The sequence below is a fragment of the Flavobacterium sp. genome (assembly GCF_024642105.1).
GTDB lineage: Bacteria > Bacteroidota > Bacteroidia > Flavobacteriales > Flavobacteriaceae > Flavobacterium.
Genome location: NZ_JAHEBT010000005.1, coordinates 1 through 22542, shown reverse-complemented (window position 1 = coordinate 22542; position 22542 = coordinate 1). Strand labels below are relative to the sequence as shown.

At 32.0% G+C, this 22542-nt stretch carries 13 protein-coding genes and 1 tRNA gene; 10 read left to right on the top strand and 4 right to left on the bottom strand.

What is annotated here, in order from left to right:
* Window positions 1-89: 89 nt before the first annotated feature.
* The 10 genes from rseP to Q0L65_RS02330 all read left to right on the top strand — a co-directional run bounded on the left by rseP (window position 90) and on the right by Q0L65_RS02330 (window position 17789).
* Entirely contained in the window at window positions 90-1433 is a 1344-nt protein-coding gene (rseP, locus tag Q0L65_RS02375; RefSeq protein WP_296682993.1) for an RIP metalloprotease RseP, read from the top strand.
* 84 nt (window positions 1434-1517) lie between these two features.
* A tRNA-Asn gene (locus Q0L65_RS02370) sits at window positions 1518-1591 on the top strand.
* Window positions 1592-2077: 486 nt separating this feature from the next.
* Complete coding sequence (locus Q0L65_RS02365) at window positions 2078-4816, top strand: substrate-binding domain-containing protein (protein WP_296682990.1); 2739 nt, start codon at window positions 2078-2080, stop codon at window positions 4814-4816.
* Between the two features lie 683 nt (window positions 4817-5499).
* Window positions 5500-6816: a sugar porter family MFS transporter gene (locus Q0L65_RS02360; protein ID WP_296682987.1), complete on the top strand. Its 1317-nt coding sequence runs from the start codon at window positions 5500-5502 to the stop codon at window positions 6814-6816.
* Between the two features lie 93 nt (window positions 6817-6909).
* The gene (locus Q0L65_RS02355) at window positions 6910-8421 is read left to right on the top strand and encodes a glycoside hydrolase family 32 protein (RefSeq protein WP_296682985.1); all 1512 of its coding nucleotides are present in this window, start codon (window positions 6910-6912) and stop codon (window positions 8419-8421) included.
* A complete protein-coding gene (locus Q0L65_RS02350) occupies window positions 8418-11564 on the top strand; it encodes a TonB-dependent receptor (RefSeq protein ID WP_296682983.1) in 3147 nt (1048 codons plus the stop codon). Before Q0L65_RS02355 ends, Q0L65_RS02350 begins: the two co-directional genes overlap by 4 nt.
* A gap of 11 nt (window positions 11565-11575) precedes the next feature.
* Entirely contained in the window at window positions 11576-13318 is a 1743-nt protein-coding gene (locus Q0L65_RS02345; protein ID WP_296682981.1) for a RagB/SusD family nutrient uptake outer membrane protein, read from the top strand.
* A 110-nt stretch (window positions 13319-13428) separates the two neighbouring features.
* Complete coding sequence (locus tag Q0L65_RS02340) at window positions 13429-15075, top strand: glycoside hydrolase family 32 protein (RefSeq protein ID WP_296682979.1); 1647 nt, start codon at window positions 13429-13431, stop codon at window positions 15073-15075.
* A gap of 55 nt (window positions 15076-15130) precedes the next feature.
* Window positions 15131-16639 (top strand): DUF4960 domain-containing protein, encoded by a 1509-nt coding sequence (locus tag Q0L65_RS02335; protein ID WP_296682976.1) that lies wholly within the window; start codon window positions 15131-15133, stop codon window positions 16637-16639.
* Between the two features lie 229 nt (window positions 16640-16868).
* Window positions 16869-17789 (top strand): carbohydrate kinase, encoded by a 921-nt coding sequence (locus Q0L65_RS02330; protein WP_296682974.1) that lies wholly within the window; start codon window positions 16869-16871, stop codon window positions 17787-17789.
* A 265-nt stretch (window positions 17790-18054) separates the two neighbouring features.
* Here the strand turns inward: Q0L65_RS02330 and Q0L65_RS02325 are convergent, their stop codons facing one another.
* The 4 genes from Q0L65_RS02325 to Q0L65_RS02310 all read right to left on the bottom strand — a co-directional run bounded on the left by Q0L65_RS02325 (window position 18055) and on the right by Q0L65_RS02310 (window position 22011).
* Window positions 18055-18960 (bottom strand): DUF6371 domain-containing protein, encoded by a 906-nt coding sequence (locus Q0L65_RS02325; protein WP_296682971.1) that lies wholly within the window; start codon window positions 18958-18960, stop codon window positions 18055-18057.
* 55 nt (window positions 18961-19015) lie between these two features.
* Complete coding sequence (locus tag Q0L65_RS02320; RefSeq protein ID WP_296682968.1) at window positions 19016-20125, bottom strand: AAA family ATPase; 1110 nt, start codon at window positions 20123-20125, stop codon at window positions 19016-19018.
* Between the two features lie 2 nt (window positions 20126-20127).
* A complete protein-coding gene (locus tag Q0L65_RS02315) occupies window positions 20128-20409 on the bottom strand; it encodes a helix-turn-helix domain-containing protein (protein WP_296682966.1) in 282 nt (93 codons plus the stop codon).
* Window positions 20410-20724: 315 nt separating this feature from the next.
* Window positions 20725-22011, bottom strand: coding sequence for a tyrosine-type recombinase/integrase (locus Q0L65_RS02310; RefSeq protein WP_296682963.1), 1287 nt, complete (start codon window positions 22009-22011; stop codon window positions 20725-20727).
* Window positions 22012-22542: the final 531 nt, after the last annotated feature.

Here is a 22542-nt window from a genome sequence, read left to right as displayed (position 1 = left end):
TCGTATATCGTAAATCGTAAATCGAAAGTATTTGAAATAGAAAAGAAAACCCTATTTTTGTGCATCGAAATACGAATTAAAACAACAACATGGATATTGTTATCAAGCTTTCTCAATTTTTATTGAGCTTATCATTATTAATTATTTTGCACGAATTAGGGCATTTTATACCTGCCAAATTATTCAAAACCAGAGTAGAGAAATTCTATTTGTTTTTTGATGTAAAATATTCGCTTTTGAAGAAAAAAATTGGCGAAACGGAGTACGGAATTGGGTGGTTGCCTTTGGGCGGTTATGTAAAAATTTCGGGAATGATTGACGAGAGTATGGACAAGGAACAAATGGCTTTGCCTGCACAACCGTGGGAATTTCGTTCTAAACCAGCTTGGCAACGTTTGATCATTATGTTAGGTGGTGTAACGGTTAATTTTATTTTGGCATTTATCATTTACATTGGGATGGCATTTGCGTATGGTGATATGTTCGTAGCGACTGCCGACTTGAAAGACGGACTTTTAATTGAGAACCCAGTAATGCAAAAAGCAGGGTTTCAAACGGGAGATAAAATTCTAGCCATTGATGGTGAAGAAATCCTGAAATACGACAATCAAATGAATGCTCAGATTGTAATGGCAAAACAGGTTTTGATAGAAAGAAACGGAGAGAGACAAACCATCACCATGCCAGTTGATTTTGTAGACCAATTGTCAAAATTAGAAAAAGGTCCTTTGGCTACTATCCGAATGCCGTTTGTGGTAGGGTCTATTTCAGAAGGGTCTAAAAATACGGCCTTACAATCTAAAGATATTGTGTTGCGTTTGAACGAAGAACCTGCTAAATACCTTGATCAAGCAAAGGTCATCTTAGAAAAGAATAAAAACAAACTGATTGTTGCTGGAATTTTAAGAAATGACAAAGAAATGCAAGTGCCTGTTCAGGTAGATGCTGACGGAAAATTAGGCGTTCAGTTGGCGGGCTTGGATTTAGAATCGTTAGAAAAATTAGGCTACTACAAAGTTAGCAAACAAGAGTTTGGTTTCTTTGAATCGTTCCCGGTAGGGATTCAAAAAGGAGCCGATCAGTTAGTGGGTTATGGCAAGCAATTGAAAATGATTTTTAATCCAGAAACCAAAGCCTACAAACAAGTAGGTGGATTTGCTGCTATTTTTAATATTTTTCCAAGTACTTGGAGCTGGGAAGTGTTTTGGAACATTACTGCACTGTTATCTATTATGTTAGGGGTAATGAATTTATTGCCTATTCCGGCTTTGGACGGAGGACATGTAATATTCTTGTTGTACGAAATCATCAGTGGTAAGAAACCAAGTGATAAATTTTTAGAAAATGCACAAATGGTTGGTTTTGTTTTACTTATCAGTTTGTTGTTATTTGCTAATGGAAATGATATTTATAAAGCAATTGTAGGCAAGTAAAAAAAAATAAAAATTTACAGCTAATTATTTGCGAAAAACAAATTTAGCCCTATATTTGCACCGCTTTAAAAGTGAAATACACTTTCCTCCTTAGCTCAGTTGGTTAGAGCATCTGACTGTTAATCAGAGGGTCCTTGGTTCGAGCCCAAGAGGGGGAGCAGGTCAAAAGCCTCAGCTATTACTAGCCGGGGCTTTTCCTTTTTACAGATATTTTTTTATCCAACCATTTATCCAACATTCTTTATTTTAGTAGGTACAAAAACCTAAAAAAGTTGAAACTATTTCTAATTTTTCATACCCCGGTGGTCAAAAATGAAGCCGTTTCTCTTTTCGATAAGTATAGTAAAACCGGTATATAACATAAAGAGTTTGTATATTTAACATCTTTATTTTTAATGAGGGTTCTAATTATATCTTCGAAGTATGAAATTCATTGGCCGACACAACTTTTCAAATTTTGATTAATTATATCCACTTAAGGGAATACTTACATTAAATATATTCAAATAGGGAAAAAATGAAATTTCAAACACAATTCAAATTTATATTTATAAAATATTTTTTAAATCGATTTAATATCAGCTAGTTATTTTTAAATTATATATTTGAAATTAAAAATTGAATTTATTGAATATTCACAAAAAATGAAAAAAAATCAGTATTTAGTAATAGTTTTCATTATAACGATTGTATTAGTTTCATGTGAAAATTATTCAGATAAAAGTCCGAAGATTAAAATTGGATTCTCTCAAAGTATTGATAATGATATTTGGAGAAAATCAATGGACCATGCTATGGAAGTTGAAGCTTCACTTCATCCAGGAGTTTCATTAACAATTTATAATGCAAATCGTAAGGCTAAAAATCAGATTCGGGATATAGAAAATATGATTAAGCAAAATGTTGATGTAATTATTGTTGCACCCTATGAGTCTGACTCCATAGTTCCAGTTTTAGAAAAAGCTAACACACTTGGTGTTCCAGTAATTATAGTAGATAGGAAGGTAAAGACTTCTAACTATACCGCATTTATTGGGGCCGATAATGTAGAGGTAGGTAAAATAGCAGGAAAGCAAATAGTTTCATTATCTAAAGGTAAAGCAAATATAATCGAGATTAGAGGAGAATCAGTAACCTCACCAGGTATTGAAAGGAGTCTTGGATTTAAAAAAATAATTGATCAATATCCGAATATAAAAACATCCAGTGTTGATTATGACGATTTTAACTCCCCAAACAGTAAATATTTAAAATTGTTAACAAGTAATCCTAACATTGATTATGTTTTTTCTTTTAATGACATTATAGCATACAAAGCATGGGAAATAACTAAAAAAAGATTCCCAAATAATCGAATCAAATTTATTGGAGTTGACGGTCTTAATGGCCCAAATGGTGGTTTACAATTAGTGAAAGATGGAGTTTTAGCTGGAACCGTATTATATCCTACTGGTGGAAGTGAAGCTATAAAGCTGGCATTAAAAATTACAAATAAAGAAATTGTTCCAAAAAACAATAAACTAAATACAACGATGATTGACTCACTTAATGCTGATATGATGAGTAGTCAGTTTGATAAAATAACCATTCAGCAATCGAATATAGAACAGCAACAAAATATTATTAAAAATCAAGAGATAAATTACTCGACTCAAAATAATCTTTTGAAACTTTTATTTTTTTTATTTTTAATTGTTCTGGGTCTTGCGTTATATAGTGTTTATTCTAGAATCATAATTAGTCGTAAAAAACAAGAATTAGAAGCAAAAAACTTAAAAATTAAAAACCAACGAAATCAAATTAAAAGTTATTCGGAAGAATTAAAACTGAGTAATGAAGCAAGATTAAATTTTTTCACTGGTTTGTCTCATGAATTTAAAACACCTCTAACACTAATTTTAAGTTCAGTAGAATCTTTAGAAACGGAATTTAAAAATAAAGGAATTTCAGTAACTAAGGAAATTAATTTAATGTACAATAATTCAAGAAGATTATTGCGTCTTATTAATCAGCTATTAGATTACAGAAAAATGGAGGATCAGAAATTTACCTTAAGAGCATCCAAAACGAATATATTAGATTTTTCAAAGAGTATTATTTCTGATTTTGATAGGGAGGCAAAGAAAAAAAATATTGATTTTTCTTTAACAACAACAAATCCTGATTTAGAAGCGTATTTGGATCGTAATTTAATGGATAAAGTTTATTTTAACCTGTTATCTAATGCTTTTAAATTTACTCCTGAAAAAGGAAAAATTTCGATTACTATTAAAGAAGATAAAAATAACAATACCGTTAAAATTTATTTTAAGGATTCTGGAATTGGAATACCTGATCATGAATTAGGGGAAGTGTTTAACGCTTTCTATCAGGGTTCTAACAGCAATAGGAATGGATCTGGAATAGGACTTCATTTATCTAAAAGTTTTGTTGAACTGCACAAAGGGAATATCGAAATTCATTCAAAAAACGGTGCTGAATTTATAATTACATTACCTTTAGGCTCGACACATCTCAATGAAAAAGAAATTATAAAAGACCCAGTTTTAGATTACGTCCATCATTCGGATTATCTGGATTTAGAGGTAATTCAAAAATCAGAGTTTAAAAACGTTGAAGATAAATATTCTATTTTATATATTGAAGACAACAAAGACCTTTTAGATTTTGTTTCGGATAAATTTTCAACGGACTATACTTTTTTCTTATCGGATGGAACCGATGCGGTTGATAGAGCATTAGAGTTAATTCCAGATATTATTATATGTGATTTGAATTTACCAGAAATAAGTGGTTTGCAAATTTGTGAAATACTTAAGAAAGATTTAAGAACATCACATATTCCTATTATAATATTGACAGCTTCAGACGATCAAAATTCTTATCTAAAGGCATTGGAGAGTGGTGCAGATATATTTCTGACTAAACCGTTCAATCTAAAAGTTCTCGCACAATCTATAAAAGGGTTGCTTTTTAACAGAGAAAAACTAAGGTACTATTACTCCAATAATATTGTCAATATTGAGGAAGGTAGTTTTGGGATTTCTGAACAAGATTTTTTGAAAAAATTAAATGATTTAATTGGAAAAAACATAGAAAATTCGTCTTACACAGTTGAAGAGTTAGCAAGTGATTTAGCCATATCTCGTGTACAATTATATAGAAAAGTTAAAGCTATAATGGGAATTAGCATTAGTGATCACATCAATAATTTACGATTACACGAATCAAAAAAGTTGCTTAAAAAGTCAAATTTTTCAATTTCAGAAATTGCCTACGCTGTTGGTTTTACAACTCCTAATTATTTCTCTTCTTCATTTAAAAATAAGTTTGGAATGTCCCCTAAAGAGTTTAAAACCTTGTATCATGACCCAACACTTTAATCGCTAATTTTGGTTATAGAGATATATGGGTTAGAAAGTATCAATATTCATTTAAATTGGGATTAATAATTTCCATTGAGTAGAGTTTTTACTCTATCCCATTTATTTTATAGACAAAACGCTTCTATAAGAAAACTGGTATATCTATAAAATTTTGTTTTTAATACTAGATATTCTAATTCACAACACAAGTTTGTAATTAATAAACTAGATTCAATAGTTTAAGTAAATTAAGATATTATATCAATTTGAAATACAACAGGCTTGACCTGCTTTCTGATGTCAATTTTTATATTAACCTAATCGTGTTGTTTTAAAAGAATCCATACCACACGCAATGCTAACTATATTGTACTAATTGACCTCCTCAAATCCAATTTATACTATTAACAATAATTCCTCAACGAAAACACATTTTTTTCGTTACCAGTGTTGAAAAAAGATATATCAGAAAATTTGGGCCGTAAAAATTCTTTTCCTAGTACTATCTGATGTAACATCAATATAACTTGTGTAACATCATTGTAACTACAACGAAATAGTTATTGCAATTTATTTATATAATGTTCTGAAATATAGTGCTTTATATAAATATTATTTAAATTATATGTAATTGATACATATACAAATAACTAACATTCATTTTACAAATATTTTAGCATTCGAACTTTAATATTTTAATAATGAACAAAATTGTTGTTTGGTCTTTGATTGCCTCCTTAGCAGGATTTCTTTTTGGTTTTGATACAGTAGTTATTTCAGGAGCTGATAAAAAGTTACAAGAACTATGGAATTCATCCGATGCTTTCCATGGAACAGTTGTTATGGGAATGGCTTTATGGGGTACTGTATTTGGAGCTATATTTGGAGGAATACCAGCTAATAAAATAGGGAGAAAAAATACTTTAATCTGGATTGGAGTATTATTCTTCTTTTCAGCTATTGGATCTGCTTTAGCCAATGACCCAATAGTTTTTGCTATTTTCAGATTTGTTGGAGGACTTGGAGTTGGAGCTTCAACAATAGCGGCTCCTGCTTATATTTCCGAAATAGCTCCTGCAAAAGACCGTGGTAAATTAGTTGCTTTTTACCAGTTTAATATCGTTTTAGGAATTCTAATTGCTTTTCTTTCTAATTACTTATTAAGAAATACAGGGGAAAATTCATGGAGATGGATGATGGGAGTGCAAGCAATTCCTTCTTTAATTTACACCCTTTTTATTTTTACCATTCCAAAAAGTCCAAGATGGTTAATGTCTAAATCCAGATTTGCGGAAGCGAAAAAGGTTTTGGACTCAATGGGTCAATTGGCTGATTTTGAAGCAATAAAAAGAGAGATAGAACAGGACAATACTTCGGCTGTAACAAATGATACTATCTTTTCAAAAAAATACCGCTCCCCTTTACTTTTAGCATTTTTGATTGCTTTTTTTAATCAGTTATCAGGAATTAATGCTTTCTTATATTATTCGCCTAGAATTTTTCAAGAAGCTGGTTTGGGTGAAAGCACTGCTTTATTAAGCAGTATTGGTATAGGAGCGGTTAATCTAGTTTTTACTTTAATTGGTGTTTTCTTGATAGATAGATTAGGACGAAAAATTTTAATGTATATCGGATCTATCGGATACATTATTTCTCTTAGTTTAGTTGCAATAGCATTTTTCTTCCATTGGCAAGGGTTAGCAGTTCCTCTCTTTTTATTCTTGTTTATTGCTTCACATGCTATTGGACAAGGTGCCGTTATTTGGGTTTTCATTTCTGAGATTTTCCCGAATCATTTAAGAGCATCTGGTCAGGCATTTGGAAGCACTACTCATTGGATATTGGCAGCAATAATCCCTTCAATGATTCCTTTTCTGTTTGCTACAATTGGACCAGGAGTAGTTTTTTTAGTTTTTGCAATTATGATGGTTTTCCAACTTCTTTTTGTTTTTGTCTTAATGCCTGAAACCAAAGGAATTTCTTTAGAGGAGCTAAGTGAACAATTAACAAAAAGATAAATGATGATAAAAAAAATAAAAATTATTCTAATAGGATCGTTGATTTTTTCTTTGAATGTAAAAGGCCAGCAACAATTAGATAAAAAAATATTAATGGAAGAGGAAATATACAGACCAAATTTTCATTTCACACCCAAAAAAGGTTGGATGAACGACCCTAACGGGATGTTTTTTAAAGATGGATATTATCACTTGTATTTTCAGCATTATCCTGATGGAAATACTTGGGGGCCTATGCATTGGGGGCATGCGATAAGTACTGACATGATCATTTGGAAAGAGATGCCGATAGCTCTATATCCTGATGAAAAGGGATATATTTTTTCTGGAAGTTCGGTTGTAGATGTAAACAATAGTTCAGGGTTTTCTAAAAATGGCATTGAACCCATAGTTGCTATGTTTACTTATCATGATATGAAAGAAGAAAAAGCAGGCAAAACAGATTATCAATCGCAAGCTATAGCTTATTCTTTAGATGAAGGTAAAACGTTTATTAAATATTCTGGAAATCCTGTTATTAAAAATCCTGGCATAAAAGATTTTAGGGATCCCAAAATAGTTTGGGATCCAATACATAACCAATGGTTGATGGTTTTGGCGGCAGGCCAAAAAATTATGTTTTATAGTTCTTCGAATTTAAAAGATTGGAATTTAGAATCTGATTTTGGCGATGGAATTGGCGCTCACGGAGGTGTTTGGGAATGTCCTGATTTATTTCCAATGGCAGTTCAAGGAACAGACGAAATCAAGTGGGTTTTATTTGTAAGTATTAATCCAGGCGGACCCAATGGGGGTAGTGCCACACAATATTTTGTGGGAGATTTTGACGGAACGCAGTTTAAGTTAGACTCTTCGTTTGAGAAAGACTTAAGTAATTCTGAACATAAGTCAATTTGGATTGATTATGGAAGGGATAATTATGCTGGAGTAACTTGGGCTAATATTCCTGATACCAATGGGCGCAAATTATTTATGGGATGGATGTCAAATTGGGATTATTCGCAAAAAGTTCCAACGTTCAATTGGAGAAGTGCTATGACCGTAGCACGATCTGTTGAACTTCGAAAAATTGATAATAATTACAAATTAGTATTTCAGCCAGTTAAAGAATTATCCAATTACAGGAGTATAAAATATAAAAAAGAGGCTATTACGGTTAAAAAAACGGAGAAAATAATTGATTCTAAAGCGATCAACTTAGCTAGTACAGAAATCAATTTTAAAATTTCAGATTTAAAAAATAGTGGTTTCAACTTCAAACTTTCTAACAAGCAAGGCGATACTTTAATTTTTGGATACGACAACATAGACAATAATTTTTTTATTGACAGAAGAAAAACGGGTAAAGTAGAATTTTCTGAAAAGTTTGAAAGTCGAGTTTCATTAGCTAAAAGAACATCGTTGAGCCCAAATTTGGAGGCAAAAATCATTCTTGATAAAACGTCCATAGAGCTTTTTTTTGACAATGGAGAAACAGTAATGACAGAAATATTTTTTCCTAAATCGCCATTCAGCGAATTAATTATTGAGCCCAAATCAAAAGAAATTATTCTTGAAACAATTGAACTTCACCAACTAAATATTAACCAAACTAAATTAAAATGAAATTAAAAAAGCTTTTATTTCTGCCAGTATTTGCTCTATGTAGTATGCTGGCACAAGCTCAGATAAAAGGTACTGTTACCTCTAAAGGGGACGGCTTGCCTTTGCCTGGTGCTTCTGTAATTGTATCTGGTACAAAGCAAAGTACCACCACAGATTTTGACGGAAAATATGTTTTAAATGGCGTATCAAAGGACGCTACATTATTGATTAGCTACATTGGCTATAAGACATTTAAAATTCCGGTTAATGGTAAAACTACAATTAATGTTCAATTAGAAAACGAGATGGCTCAACTAAATGAAGTTGTGTTAACGGGTTATTCTAAAGAACGTAAAGTAGATGTAACTGGAGCTGTCAGCATTGTAGATATTGGCGCAATTGATGGACAGAGCAGAAGCTCTGGGAATCCTATGCAGGCCTTACAGGGTCGTGTAGCTGGGCTTTTTGTTGAAAAATCTGGAGACCCAACAGGGGCAGCTAGTAATATTTTAATTCGAGGGATTACCACATTGGGAGATAACAGTCCTCTTTACGTAATTGATGGAGTTCCTACGAAGAGACCTGAAGTTTTTGCAAGTTTAAATCCTGAATCGATAGAGTCTATTCAAGTATTAAAAGATGCCTCAGCATCATCGCTTTATGGTTCTAGAGCAGGAAATGGTGTTATTGTAGTTTCCACTAAAAGTGGAGGTAAAAAGGAACGTGTTACTGTAAGTTTCAACTCAAATGTTTCTGTCCAATCAGAAAAAAAACAACGCTATGCAATGATGAATTCTCTCCAAAGAGGTCAAGTTTTATATCAAGCGTCTATCAATGATGGAGTAGATCCAAATTCAGGTTACGGATCAATTTATAATTTTGATTGGAATGGGAATTTTAAAAATCCTGTTTTGAACAGTGTAACACCAAAGCCATTTGTTGGAGGCGATACTAATGTCCCGGTTGGCGATACGGATTGGCAAGACGTTATGTATGATACTGGTTTTGTTTATAACAATGAGGTAACTATTTCTGCAAATTCAGATAAATCATCACTTATGATGAACTTCGGCTATTTAAAAAATACAGGAATGTTAAAGTATACCAATTATGACAGGTATTCTGCAAAAATAAACGGTAGTACAAAGTTATTTAACGACAAAGTTAGAGTTGGTGTTAATACACAGTTTTTCACTTCTAATGAAAACTTAGTATCCCCAGATGTTGGGAGTGCACCAACTACTGGTTTAGCAATTACTTTAGCACCAACAATTCCAGTTTATGATAGTAAAGGGAATTTTGCAGGTCCAATTGGAGCAGGTTATTCAGATAGAAATAATCCGCTATTAATGCAATATTTAAACCGCTGGGATAATGCTCATAAAAATAGTTTTTTTGGTAATGTCTTTGCAGAAATTAGTCTTTTAAAGGGTTTAAAGTTTAAAACTAATGCCGGTTTAGATTTTAGCGATTTTAACAGAAAAGATATTGAACGAAAAGTAAATAATGGTTTTATTGTCAGAGGAACCAATCGTTTAATTATTGATACTAATAAGTTTTCAAGCTTTGTGTTTTCTAACACCTTGAACTATGATTTAGAATTAGGGAAAAACAATAGAATTTCAGCTTTATTAGGATATGAGTATATTAGAAACGACTTTGATACATTTGTAGCACAAGCCGATAACTTTCCATTTGAGACTGAAGACTTCTTTGTACTAAACGCAGCTACTGGAGCAAGAACTTCTAGAGGAGCCTCAACTGCTAACACAACAGTTTCACAATTTGGAAAAATTAATTATGCGTATTCAGATAGATATTTGGCATCGTTTACTTTACGTCGTGATGGTTCTTCCCGATTTGGTGAAAATAATCGATTTGGTATTTTTCCTTCAACAACCGTTGGTTGGAGAATAAGTAATGAGGACTTTTTTCACAAAAATGATATTGTATCTAGTTTAAAGTTGAGAGCTGGTTATGGTATAGTAGGTAATCAAGAAATTGGCGATGGTGCACGTTTTGGTTTATTCGAAACAAGATATGGACCTAACCAAAATGTATATTCACCTGACTTCTTTAATATCTATTACAATGTGGGAACAGCTTATGATATTAATGGTAATAATACCGGAACATTGCCATCGGGATTTGTAAGAATTCAATCAGAGAACAAAGATTTAAAGTGGGAAGAAACTGCTGAATATAATTATGGTATAGATTTTTCTTTATTTAAAAATAACATTACGGGTTCATTTGATTACTACACCAAAAGAACTAAAGATATTTTGCGTGCTCCTAGAACAATTGCAACTCAGGGTGAAGGAGCTAATACGGTATTAAACATTGCTAATACAGAGGGTCAAGGTTGGGAGTTAGCCCTTGCTTATGACAAATCTTTTGATAATGGTTTTAAATTAGGGATTTCAACCACTGTATCTCATTTTACAGATAAAATAACCCAGCTAAATAAAGGAGGCGAAACAGATTTTGGAGGCACTGTTGCTAATTCAATTATTGGACGCTCAATATTCTCCATTTTTGGTTATAGAACAGCTGGACTTTTTCAAAGCCAAGAAGATGTAAACAATAGCCCTACTCAAAGTATGGCTAGACCAGGTAGTATAAAATATGTAGATATTAATGGTGATGGGGTTATAAATTCAGATGATAGAGATTGGATAGGAACAACTCTTCCAAAATTTGAGTATGGAGTTACAATAAATTTAGCGTATAAGAATTTTGATTTATCGTTATTCGGATCGGGTGTAGCAGGCCGTATTGGTCAGGACCCGTATATATTTTATAACAATTTTGTTTCGGGTAGAGAAAATGGCGGTGTTGGGCTTTTAAATGCTTGGACTCCACAGAATAAAAATACGGATGTTCCTTCAGCAACTTTGGCATTTAACGATACAAGAACATCAGATTACACGTTTAGAAAAAATTCTTATTTCAAATTAAGAAATCTACAAATTGGATATTCTTTACCCAAAGATTTTATTACTAGAATTGGAGGGATGACCAGTGCCAGATTTTATCTACAAGGAGAGAATTTATTTTGGATAGCTCACAAAGATTATCAGGGTCCAGATCCAGAACGAACAGATGTGAATAGAATACCAGTGCCTACAGTCCTTTCTTTAGGATTTAACTTAAATTTTTAAAAAAATAGATCATGAGAAACAATAAAATATTTTTATTTGGGCTATTAGCAATGATTTTCCTATCATCTTGTAGCGCAGATATGCTAGAGTATAAACCAGAAGGATTATTATCAAAAAGTGATGTTAGCACCCCCGAGAATTTAGAAGGGTTAGTTATAGCAGCCTACGCAGGTATAGCCAATGATGAAATGGTAGGGCCAATTACGCATCAATGGGTTTATGGCAGTGTACGTGCTGATGACGCCTATAAAGGCGGAGGAGGAATAGGGGATGTAGATGTAATTCACCGTTATGAAATGTATAATTTAACTATCCCAGATTATGGAGATTGGATGACACCAAGAACATGGGTGAACTATTATAAAGCGATAAGCCGTGCTAATTTTGCTTTAGAATTGATAAACGAAACTTCTGAAGCAACTTTTCCTAACAAAAAAATCAGACAAGCTGAACTTCGTTTTCTGAGAGCTCACAGTCATTTTATGTTAAAGTTGTTGTTTAAAAAAGTGCCTTACATAGTCGAAACTATGTCAGCCGATGAAAAAGCAAAAGCATCTAACGATATGACTAATGATGAGTTGTGGAACAAGATTGCAGATGATTTCTTATTCGCTTTCAATACTTTGCCACAAACACAAGCTGAAGCCGGAAGAGCTGATAAAGGTGCAGCAGCAGCTTATTTAGCTAAGTTACGTTTATATCAAGCCTACGAGCAAAATGATACACATAAAGTAATTAATATTAACCCAACTAGATTACAAGAAGTTATTACTTATGCCGATCAGGTAACAGGTTCTTTAGAACCTGATTTTGGGAATAATTTTTTATTTGGATATGATAATGGACCAGAGTCTATTTGGGCTGCTCAATTTTCTAAAAATGATGGTACTTTGGTTAGCAGAGTAAGTTTTGTTACGGGGCTAAATTCTCCTCATGGCTCAGGGTTATATGGATGTTGTGGGTTTCACTTAGCAAGTCAAAATATGGTCAATGCCTTTAAAACTAATGCAAATGGGTTACCCCTTTTAGATAATTTTAATCAGGTTGATATTTTTAATGAAATTGATGGAAGTGGTAAAGCACCATTAGCCTCTGGTGTAACATTAGACCCAAGAATTGACCATACTGTTGGAATTCCGGGAAGACCATTCAAATACCGTAATAGAGTTAATAATCCAAATGACATGATATACAATTTTTCATGGGCAAGAGATCCAGGTGTTTATGGCTATTTCGGCAACATGAAAGAGCAACAAGCTCCAGATTGTTCTTGTTTTGTAAAAGAGGGTCCGTTTATTGGAACATCAAAAAACATCGATTTTATTAGATATGCAGATGTATTACTTTGGAAAGCAGAAGCTTTAATCCAATTAAATCAAGTTTCTCAAGGTATGGCAATTATAAATCAAATAAGAACTCGAGCAAATAATAGTAAAAATAGACCAATTAATGCTGGAGCTTCTGATGTATATAATATTGGAACTTATCCATTATCACTTTCCAAAGTAGAGGCGCTTAAAGCCTTAAAGTTTGAACGTCGATTAGAGTTTGCTATGGAAGGGTTTAGATTTTTTGATTTAGTGAGATGGGGTGAAGCTGCTGAGGTTTTAAATGGGTATATAGAAGTTGAGAAAACAAAAAGAAGCTTTTTGTCTAATGCTCATTTTACAGCTGGTAGGGACGAATATTATCCAATACCTCAAAGAGAAATTGATGTAACAGGAGGATTATACAAACAAAATCCAGGATATTAATCAATTGAAAACAATATAGTTTTTTGAGTTTTTTTAGTGATTCCAGAAGAAATTTAATTATTAATGGTTTCTTCTGGGCATTAAAAATTTAATCATCATTATAAAAAGTTATGCAATCTAAAAATAAAATAAAATTCTTTATACCGGTTCTTCTATTAAACCTTTTTATTGGGTCAAGCAGTTGCACATCAAATGACGATCTTAAAAAAACTACTGAAAACCCAGTTGTACCTAATCCAAATCCTGAACCACCGATCAAAAGTTTGCAATGTACACCGCAGATAGAGCAATCGGATTATTCAATTTATAAAACGGGATCAAATGGAAAGCGTATAGGTGACCTAATGCCTCTTTATGATGCTGCTTCCAATAAGTTTTATTTGTATTATTTGAAGGATATTTGGGATGATAATTCAAATCAAAGACATCCATGGAATGCACTTTCAACAGTTGATTTTTCATCCTATAATGAGATAAGTTCAGAAATAATAAGTTCAAGTTCTGAGGGATGTGAACAAGATTTTGCTATTGGCTCAGGATCGGTTTTTGTTAAAGACAATAAATATTATGGTTTTTATACAGGTCATAATCCCAATTTTCCATCAAACTGTGTAACCACAAAAGAAGGCATTATGTTGGCAACTTCAACTAATCCTGAAGCTGGTTTTACAAAAAACAAATCGTTTACAACTATTTATGCGCCAAAAGGCCTTCAGTTTGATGAGCAAGATAATTTTAGAGATCCTTATGTTTTTGAAGACGCTGGAACTTACTACATGCTAATTAGTGCTAGAGCTCGAGTTGGTGGTGTTTTCAAAGGGATCATAGTATATTATACATCAAAAGATTTATTGTCTTGGATGTATAATGGTATTTTTTACGACGGTGCTACGAAGTATTACACTTTTATGGAGACAGCTCAAGTTTTCAAAATGGGAAGTATGTACTATTTAATTTTTTCTGATATAGATTCACGTAGAGTTATATATAGGAAAAGTAGTTCAGCAACAGGCCCTTGGGATCTACCTAATGGTTCTGAATTTATAGATGGTAAAGATTTTTATGCTGCAAAAGCAGTAAGCAACGGAAAAGATGCCTTTGTAATGGGCTGGGCTCCAAAAACCGAAAACAATTTGGATTCTGGTGTTAAAACTTGGGGAGGCAATTTAGTGGTTCATAAATTAATGCAAAACTCTAATGCTGATTTAATGTTGACTATTCCGGATGCGGTTAATAGTGGTATCGCAACAAACCTTCCATTACAGTTAAATAGAAAAATTGGTGTTTTTGAAAAAACAGACGTTAACAAAGAATCCTATAAACTTACTAGTGCTACTCTTAATAATGTTTCAGCTATTTTTTATGAGCCTATTGACGCACCAAGGTATTTAATATCAACAACAGTATCCTATTCCAATTCAAATAGGGATTTTGGATTTTTTCTGGGTGCATGTGATGAAAATAACAATGTTATAAGCTTGCGTTTTGTGCCTAGTGAGAATAAGATTAAGTTAGATAAAATAACAAGATCTTCTTTGTCAGGATCAACAACTTCATACAATGAAACTGCATTCAAATTAGAGCCAAATGTAGAATATGATGTTAAGGTGGTTATTGAAAATTCCATAGTGGTAATTTATGTTAATAATCAAGTTGCTCTCACATCAAGAGTTTATAAAGCACCAAATACATCTTGGGGTGTATTTGCTGATAATAGTTCTGTTTTTTTTAAATCAATAACAGTTACGAAGCCTTAGGCTAATTTACTAGGGATAGATCAAAAAATAAATTAACAACTAAATAAGAAAAATTATGAATCAAATTATTAAAAGAATATCGGTGTTGTTTACATTCTACTTCTTATTAACGGTAACATCATCGTGTGAGAATTTCGAATTGGCAACAATAACGCCTACAATTGCTCAAAAAGTGAGTGGATTAAAGGTTGAATTAAAAGGTGACGATGCTGTTTTAACTTGGACAAATCCGTCAAATGTTAGTAGTATTGTTATACTTCATTCAGATGGGACTAGTTCAGTAGATGGACCCGCTACAACTTGGAGTTATGGTATAATAGACGTCAATAAAGATTATTTTTTCACCGTAAAAACTAAAGATGCAGCTGGCAATTTGTCTCTAGGTGAAACAGTTTACTTACGTAGAGAAGGACCTGAGGCAGTTCGAAATTTTAAGGCTATTCAAGAAGCTAAGGATTTGGTTTTAACTTGGGATTTGGCTCAGTCAGGTCTTAAAAAGATAGAATTATTGATTAATGGTAGTAAAGTTTCATTATCTGGGACTGCTACTTCTTACAGAATTCCAAATGTTAGTGCAGGGATATATGCTCTTAAAATTAATGTTTTTAATAGTTCGGATGTTATTTCTCCTTCAAGAAAATTAGACTTTTTAGTAAGTTTTCAGATTAGAAAAATTGCATTTTTAGGAGCCGCAGCCCAGAATACTCCACAAGCTTGGAATAATGGGAATGGGTCTGATTTTACATTAGATGATGACGAAACAGCCGCTCAATGGTTTCCAAGTTTAGCAAATGATTTAACGCAGGTTTATTATCATTCATTTACAGATGTAGCTAATGGCGCAGTAGATTTAAGTATTTATGATGCGATTTGGATTCAGTACGATGGTGGCTGGTGGGGAGATAGAGTTGCCCAATTTCCTAAAAATGGAGCCAACTGTATCATTGGTGAAGGCCCTGCAGACGGACCACCTTGTTCAGATTTAGCAGATAAATTAATCAATAAAGTTAAAACTTATTATCAAGCGGGTGGTAATATACTTGTAGGTAACTTTGCAGTTTTTATTTTAGATGATATTGGTGTAGTGGATGCTAATGGAGTACCTAATCAAGCTTGGGGAGGAATAGGATATGAGTCTTGGGCAACAGCCGATGCTTGGACAGGTACTTGGACTGCAAGTACTTCAAGCCCCTACTTTACAGGAGTAAGCACTAGTACAAGTAGTTGTGCAGGTACAAATTTTGAAACTTTGGCAGCCGGTACAAAAAAGAAGAATAGAGTAGCTCAATACAACATGGATTTTGGTCCATGGAAAGCAGGGACATTAGACCAAACAAGATCAAATTTTGAAACTATGGTTGGTGGTAAAATTCTTTGGGGTAACTGTGGTGGAAACGAAGTTTGGGGTGTAGAATGGGCTCCAAAAGGAAAATCTGGAACTGTAGTATGCGCCATAGGTGGTACTTGGGACTGGGAAGTTGGTGGTGTGCCAAACGGCAATAATATGAAGATTATCACTAAAAATATTTTAAGTCATTTAGCTGATTTAGGTCTTTCAAACTAATAACATATTTAACGGTAGTGTAATCAATTACACTACCGTTATAAAAATTTCATTAATTATAATTTATAATTGGAAAATCTCATACTCAATATAAATTTTAAATTTTTTGCAAAAAGCGAACATATTGAGGAGTATTATTTTGAGTTTTAAATGTTTAATAAATAGGTTTATTTTGAATTAAGTTAAGGGTAAGCTTTGGTTTACCCTTAATTTTTTTAATTTTTTAAAAATGGAAAAAAAATATGCATTAAGTGCGGTTAGTTATGGAGAAGTTTTGTTTGATTTATTTCCAACCCACAAAAAAATTGGAGGAGCTCCACTCAATGTGGCCCTAAGAATGAAATCTTTAGGGGTACAATCAAAAATAATTAGTAAAGTTGGATTAGATGAAGAGGGTCAAGATATAATTGATTATTTGCAATCCAAAGAAATGGATGTGTCCTATATACAAAAATCAAAGGAATACAGGACAGGGGTTGTCCACGTAATGATTAATGAAAAAGGAAATGCGTCGTATGATATTGCATATCCTTCAGCTTGGGATAAAATTGAACAAGACGAAGATTTACTTTCTTTAGTATCAAATTCAGATGTGTTTATTTTTGGGAGTTTAATTTGTAGAGATGAGGTATCAAGAAATTCGTTATTTACTATTATTCATAATTCAAATTATTCAGTGTTTGATGTTAATTTGAGACAACCATACTATACTAAAGAGAATCTAATTGACTTAATGAAAGCTTCTGATTTTATAAAATTAAATGACGAAGAGTTACTTGAATTGTCTCAAATGCTAGAGTCACCATTTAATTCATTTGAACAGAATATCCGCTTCATTGCTTCTCAAATGGGTTCGAGTCAAATTTGTGTTACGAAAGGTGCGTTTGGTGCTGTTTTGTTTTATAATGACAAGTTTTATTATAATAGTGGCTATTTTATAAAAGTAGCTGATACAGTAGGAGCGGGAGATTCATTTTTAGCTTCTTTAGTAACTAAACTTCTGCGTGGAGATTCACCTCAAAAATCACTAAATTTTGCATGTGCAATCGGAGCTTTAGTTGCTTCAAAAGAAGGAGCTAATCCTGAAATTTCTGAAAAAGAAATAAAAAAATTCATGATGTTGAAAGAATTTAAAAGTAGTATACAATAAATTATGATTACATTAGATTGAAACTTGTGTTTTTATAAATAGAATATCCAAACCCTGGTCCATTATTGACTAGGGTTTTTTATTTTGATAAATAGGGGGATTAATCATTAGACAATTTACCCTTAACTCAATAATATTCAGAAAATACAACAAATTAACTTAAATACAACTAAGGGTTTGATTTATATATACTTACATAATATAATTAATGTGAATTAGTTAGAGCTTATTTATGATAGTCAAGGATAATCTGATGTTTGAAGTGTTAAGAGTTTAAAGTTTTAAATTCAAGAGTAATTAAATCTACTAAGTCCAAGCCTTTGATTACATTTTTATTATTTTCAACGAAATCACTTACTTTTATTTTGAATCCCAATCTATTAAATTGCTTAGCCTTTTCGAGCCAATTTAAGTATTCTCCAGCATCTGGTATAGCAATAATACTAATGTCTTTGATTGGTTCTAAAAGAGTGTGATTAAAATTTCCATTAGACCCAGTTGCTAACCAAGTAAATCCAGGAATTAAAACACTCATAATAACTGCTGTTTTTTCTGATTCAACCAAGTGTATTGTTTTAGTTTCAGAATTCACTAAGTGAAGCCCAAACAAACATTGTTTAAGATTAAATTTTTCTTCTTTTATAATCTTATGGACCCAATTAATCATAGAACTGCCGGATTCCGTTTTTATTCTTTTGCCAGAAGTTGAATTATACGCCATAACCTTACCAGTATGGACGTGATTGTGATTGTCTATTTGCCAAAAAACAGTAGAGTTTTCAAAATACTTTGAAGTTCCAATTTTATATTTTTTTATTACTTCAGTAACTTTTTGTTCATCGAATATGCTTTTCAAATAGAGGGTGAAATTATTGTTATCATACTGAGTTAGTGTTTTATAAACCAACTGTGAATCTAAATAACTTGGAGCAGTTGTTTTGGTTTCATAAAACGAGCTATAAGATACTGACTTTCTATTTGAAGAAGGTAAATTAAAATACCCACATTCCTGTTCCCTATCACATCTCCCGTAATTATAATCTATGTATTCGGATGTCTCGCTATTAATAAAGCGTACGTATCTCAAACTATTACATTTTGGGCATTTGAATTTTTTACTGCTTTTATCTAATATATACTTGTATTGCATATTTAATGGTTTAAAGTTCATAGGTTTATCAGTTTAAAGCCCTATATATTATAGGGCTTAAACTTATGAAAAGAGATTATTTATTTGGATTTAGACTATAAGGTTTTCTTTCCCCATTTTGTAACAACCATTCGTTATCAACTGAGTGTTTGATAAATTTTTTTATTTGATTTATTCCACTATTTACTTCTTTCCCGTGTATTATTTCTAATTGCGATTTAATTCTATTTACAAGATCTCCGTGATTAAGTTCAGGTTTTGGTTTAAACACAGATTCATATAATCCTATAATCTCTTCATTATTTAAATCTTGTAAACTTCGTTTAGCAATATTTTTCGATTTTGTTTTATATTCAATATCAAGAATAGGAACGCCATCGTCATCAATATAAAAAGCAAAGGGTTCAAAGGGTTTGTTTCTACATAATTGAGGTGACACAACCGACGAGTTATTTTCATTAGTATTATCTACTTGCACCAAAAAAACAGTTTCAGCTTTATTCATTAGTTCAGTTCCCAAATGCCCCCTTGCTTTATCATTTGATGGATTTTGATGTAAAACTACAATTATATGAATGTCTTTTTCCTCTGACCATTTTAATAGCGATGTAGCCATCATTGAAGATTCAGTCTCATCATTTATTGATGTTACTAAATCTCTAACGCCATCAATAATAACATACCCTAAATTTTCGGTATTTTGAATCGCATAATCAATTACCTCAAATCGGTCTTTTGGGCTTTCTCCTCTTAAAGCGTATGCTAAAAAATCATCTGAAGATTCGTATCCAATTTCGTTAGAAATTCTTTTACAAATTTTTTGAAAATGATACTTCGATTGCTCTGTGTCAAAGTATAACACTTTCGATTTGTCGATTTGTTTTACACCTCTAATTTTTCTATTCCCACTTGATTGTTCATTCAGAATTTCAGATAGAATCATTGAAATGAAAAAGGTTTTTTTGCTTTTTGCTTTTCCAGTTATAACGCTAAAATTCCCCATTGTAGCTACTGTTGCAGACTCATCTTTATCCTCTTGGGTTATTTCAAATGCAATTGAAGGCTCCATAAGGTCTTCAACCAAACTAATTCTTAGTTTTTCTAATCTCTCTTTTAGTTTAGAGTGAGTGATAGAATGTTTTTCTCTAAAATCACTTACAATCGGTAGTTGTTCTATGCTGATCATAATTAGTTAACTTGAATTAGTGATTTAGTTACCTCATTTTTTAAAAAAAACACCTTGCCTCCAATACAGTATTTTTTTAGCCTACCACTCTTGCACCAATTTGTAATTGTAGAATCACATACGCTGAACATTTCTTTTACATCTTTTCTGGTAATGATGTTTTTATCAGAACTATTAGTAATAGAATCTCTTTGCAGTAGAGTTTTGAAACTAGATGTCACTGCATCGTTAATTTTTGTTTTTAGATCTTCTGGTGAAATCTGAATAAATTTAACTTCGGTCATAATTTATTTTTTTAAAGTTATGAGCCACTAAAAATAACCAAGGATAAATTTGTAAAATCAACAAAAAAATATAATTTTGCTTTGCTTTAAGGGTTTATATCTTCCAAAATCCAAACCATTTAAGCGTCTTTTTTCAATAAAATCCAAGAGTTGCTTTTAGTGACTCTTTATTTTTTACAAAGATCTCACCGGTTTTTCATATTTCAAACAAAAGGTTACTCACAAATTGAGGTATTTTTTAACAAAACAAAAAAATTTAACGTTTTAGATATATTATATTGTCTAAATTGAATTTTAAATACAGATTGTGTAATATCACATCTCTTCATGTTTCATTTTGGCAAAGTTTAATGCGGCTTTTTCACTTAATGTGAAATTATCTTTGTCAACATATTTATAAAAGTTTTTCTCTGTTGAATGACCCGTGATTTCCATTACCATTGGGGTATTCCAGCCCTCCATTCCATAAAAATTGGAAGCAAATGATCTCCTAAGCGTATGGTTTGATATAAGTTGATATTTAGGATAATGACCAATAATTCCATTTAATCTACCTCTAACAGTTTCATTTATTTCAGAGACTATGCAAACCTCTTTTATAAGATCAGAAAGCATGGCTGCGTTTGATCTTTCGTTATTTGAAAAACGAGGAGGAAAGTTTAAATCATATTTTTTTAAAATTTCTTCTACCTTGTAGTGCACAGGGACTTTTACTTTTTTATCAGTTTTATACTGCTTGAGGTAGATGTATGGGGTATTTTTCTCATAAACTATCATTGAGGAATCTAATCTAAATAAGTCTGATATTCTTTGAGCCGTGAAACATCCAATAATCATCCATTCTTTTGCAAGTTCTAGTCTTGGATTTGGCATAGGAGTTTTTATAACTTTCTTTATTTCATCTAGAGACAAGTACGTGACTATTGTTTCGTCCTCGAATCCCTTCATCAATCTATATCTAACATTTACTCTTTTTCCGTTCATTTCAGCATCAGAAACAAGGGTTTTTAACCTTTTTATAGTTCTACCAACTGTATTTTGCGATTGTTTTTTTTCGCTTTTTAAAAACACTATAAATGCGTTTCCTAAAGAATCGTCAACATCTATTACTTTGATTTTTTTTCCAAGTTTTATTTCAAAAGCAACTAGATCCTCTACAAAATACTTGTATTTCTCTATTGTATTTTCTTTGTATATAAAATTTTGTCCGTTTTTAAAGTAGGTTTTAGTTTGTAGGTTTCTCAAAAACTTATTTGCATAAACAATAAGAAAATCGTCATCTTCAATAGCTTCATTATTAAATTGGCTAATTATATTTTTTACCCACTTACTACTAACATCATCTATACTCTTAGTGTTATCAAAAAGTAACTTATCAATTTCTGAAGTAATAAAGCTTTCTAATTCGTAAAGCTTGGAGTGAAGTAGCTTATTATATTCGTTGTTTTTTTTAGGAAGTTTAGTAATCGGATTCCAATCACCTGCGTTTTTAATAGAAAATCCAGTTGAGAGTCTGAAGTCTTTACCTCTTTTTAAACTTAGTCGTATATATATTGTTGATTCGCCAGTTGGCTTAGATGGATAGAAAGTTATTGTTGCCATATTTTTTTATTGCAAATATAATTTTATCCAACCGTTTATCCAACAAAAGGTACATTTTATTATCTTTGCGTGTTTTTAATTGGCATATAAATAGATGTTTTACAAGGCTTTAATGTTATTTAATGCCATTTTGTACCAAATCAAAATAATATATGCACCCCAAGAGGGGGAGCGGATATAAAAAAAAAGGGTTATACTTGTATAAGTGTAACCCTTTTTTGATTTTATGAAAAAGTTTTTTGTTTTCCTTCTAATATTATTCTCTTTAAATTCGAATGGGCAATCAGTTCAAAATAGGAATTGGGAGTATTCAAAAGTTGTGTACACCCCATCCTCCAAAAAGAAAATAATAATTACAAATAGTTTACCTAAAGGAGGCGGAATCGTTTCCTATAAAGGAAAAGAGTACTATTATTTCATTTTTTGGACTAATGTACGTAATGAAGCAACATCGCCTCTGGATTTAAAAATTAAATTTCCGACAATCATTTCTTTTAAATCTGAAGAATCGTACGCTAAAGTTGCCTTTAC

Excerpts from the sequence above, each read along its gene's own strand:
- rseP (WP_296682993.1), top strand. The coding sequence starts at position 90 with ATGGATATTGTTATCAAGCTTTCTCAATTTTTATTGAGCTTATCATTA.
- Q0L65_RS02365 (WP_296682990.1), top strand. The coding sequence starts at position 2,078 with ATGAAAAAAAATCAGTATTTAGTAATAGTTTTCATTATAACGATTGTA.
- Q0L65_RS02360 (WP_296682987.1), top strand. The coding sequence starts at position 5,500 with ATGAACAAAATTGTTGTTTGGTCTTTGATTGCCTCCTTAGCAGGATTT.
- Q0L65_RS02355 (WP_296682985.1), top strand. The coding sequence starts at position 6,910 with ATGGAAGAGGAAATATACAGACCAAATTTTCATTTCACACCCAAAAAA.
- Q0L65_RS02350 (WP_296682983.1), top strand. The coding sequence starts at position 8,418 with ATGAAATTAAAAAAGCTTTTATTTCTGCCAGTATTTGCTCTATGTAGT.
- Q0L65_RS02345 (WP_296682981.1), top strand. The coding sequence starts at position 11,576 with ATGAGAAACAATAAAATATTTTTATTTGGGCTATTAGCAATGATTTTC.
- Q0L65_RS02340 (WP_296682979.1), top strand. The coding sequence starts at position 13,429 with ATGCAATCTAAAAATAAAATAAAATTCTTTATACCGGTTCTTCTATTA.
- Q0L65_RS02335 (WP_296682976.1), top strand. The coding sequence starts at position 15,131 with ATGAATCAAATTATTAAAAGAATATCGGTGTTGTTTACATTCTACTTC.
- Q0L65_RS02330 (WP_296682974.1), top strand. The coding sequence starts at position 16,869 with ATGGAAAAAAAATATGCATTAAGTGCGGTTAGTTATGGAGAAGTTTTG.
- Q0L65_RS02325 (WP_296682971.1), bottom strand. The coding sequence starts at position 18,960 with ATGAACTTTAAACCATTAAATATGCAATACAAGTATATATTAGATAAA.
- Q0L65_RS02320 (WP_296682968.1), bottom strand. The coding sequence starts at position 20,125 with ATGATCAGCATAGAACAACTACCGATTGTAAGTGATTTTAGAGAAAAA.
- Q0L65_RS02315 (WP_296682966.1), bottom strand. The coding sequence starts at position 20,409 with ATGACCGAAGTTAAATTTATTCAGATTTCACCAGAAGATCTAAAAACA.
- Q0L65_RS02310 (WP_296682963.1), bottom strand. The coding sequence starts at position 22,011 with ATGGCAACAATAACTTTCTATCCATCTAAGCCAACTGGCGAATCAACA.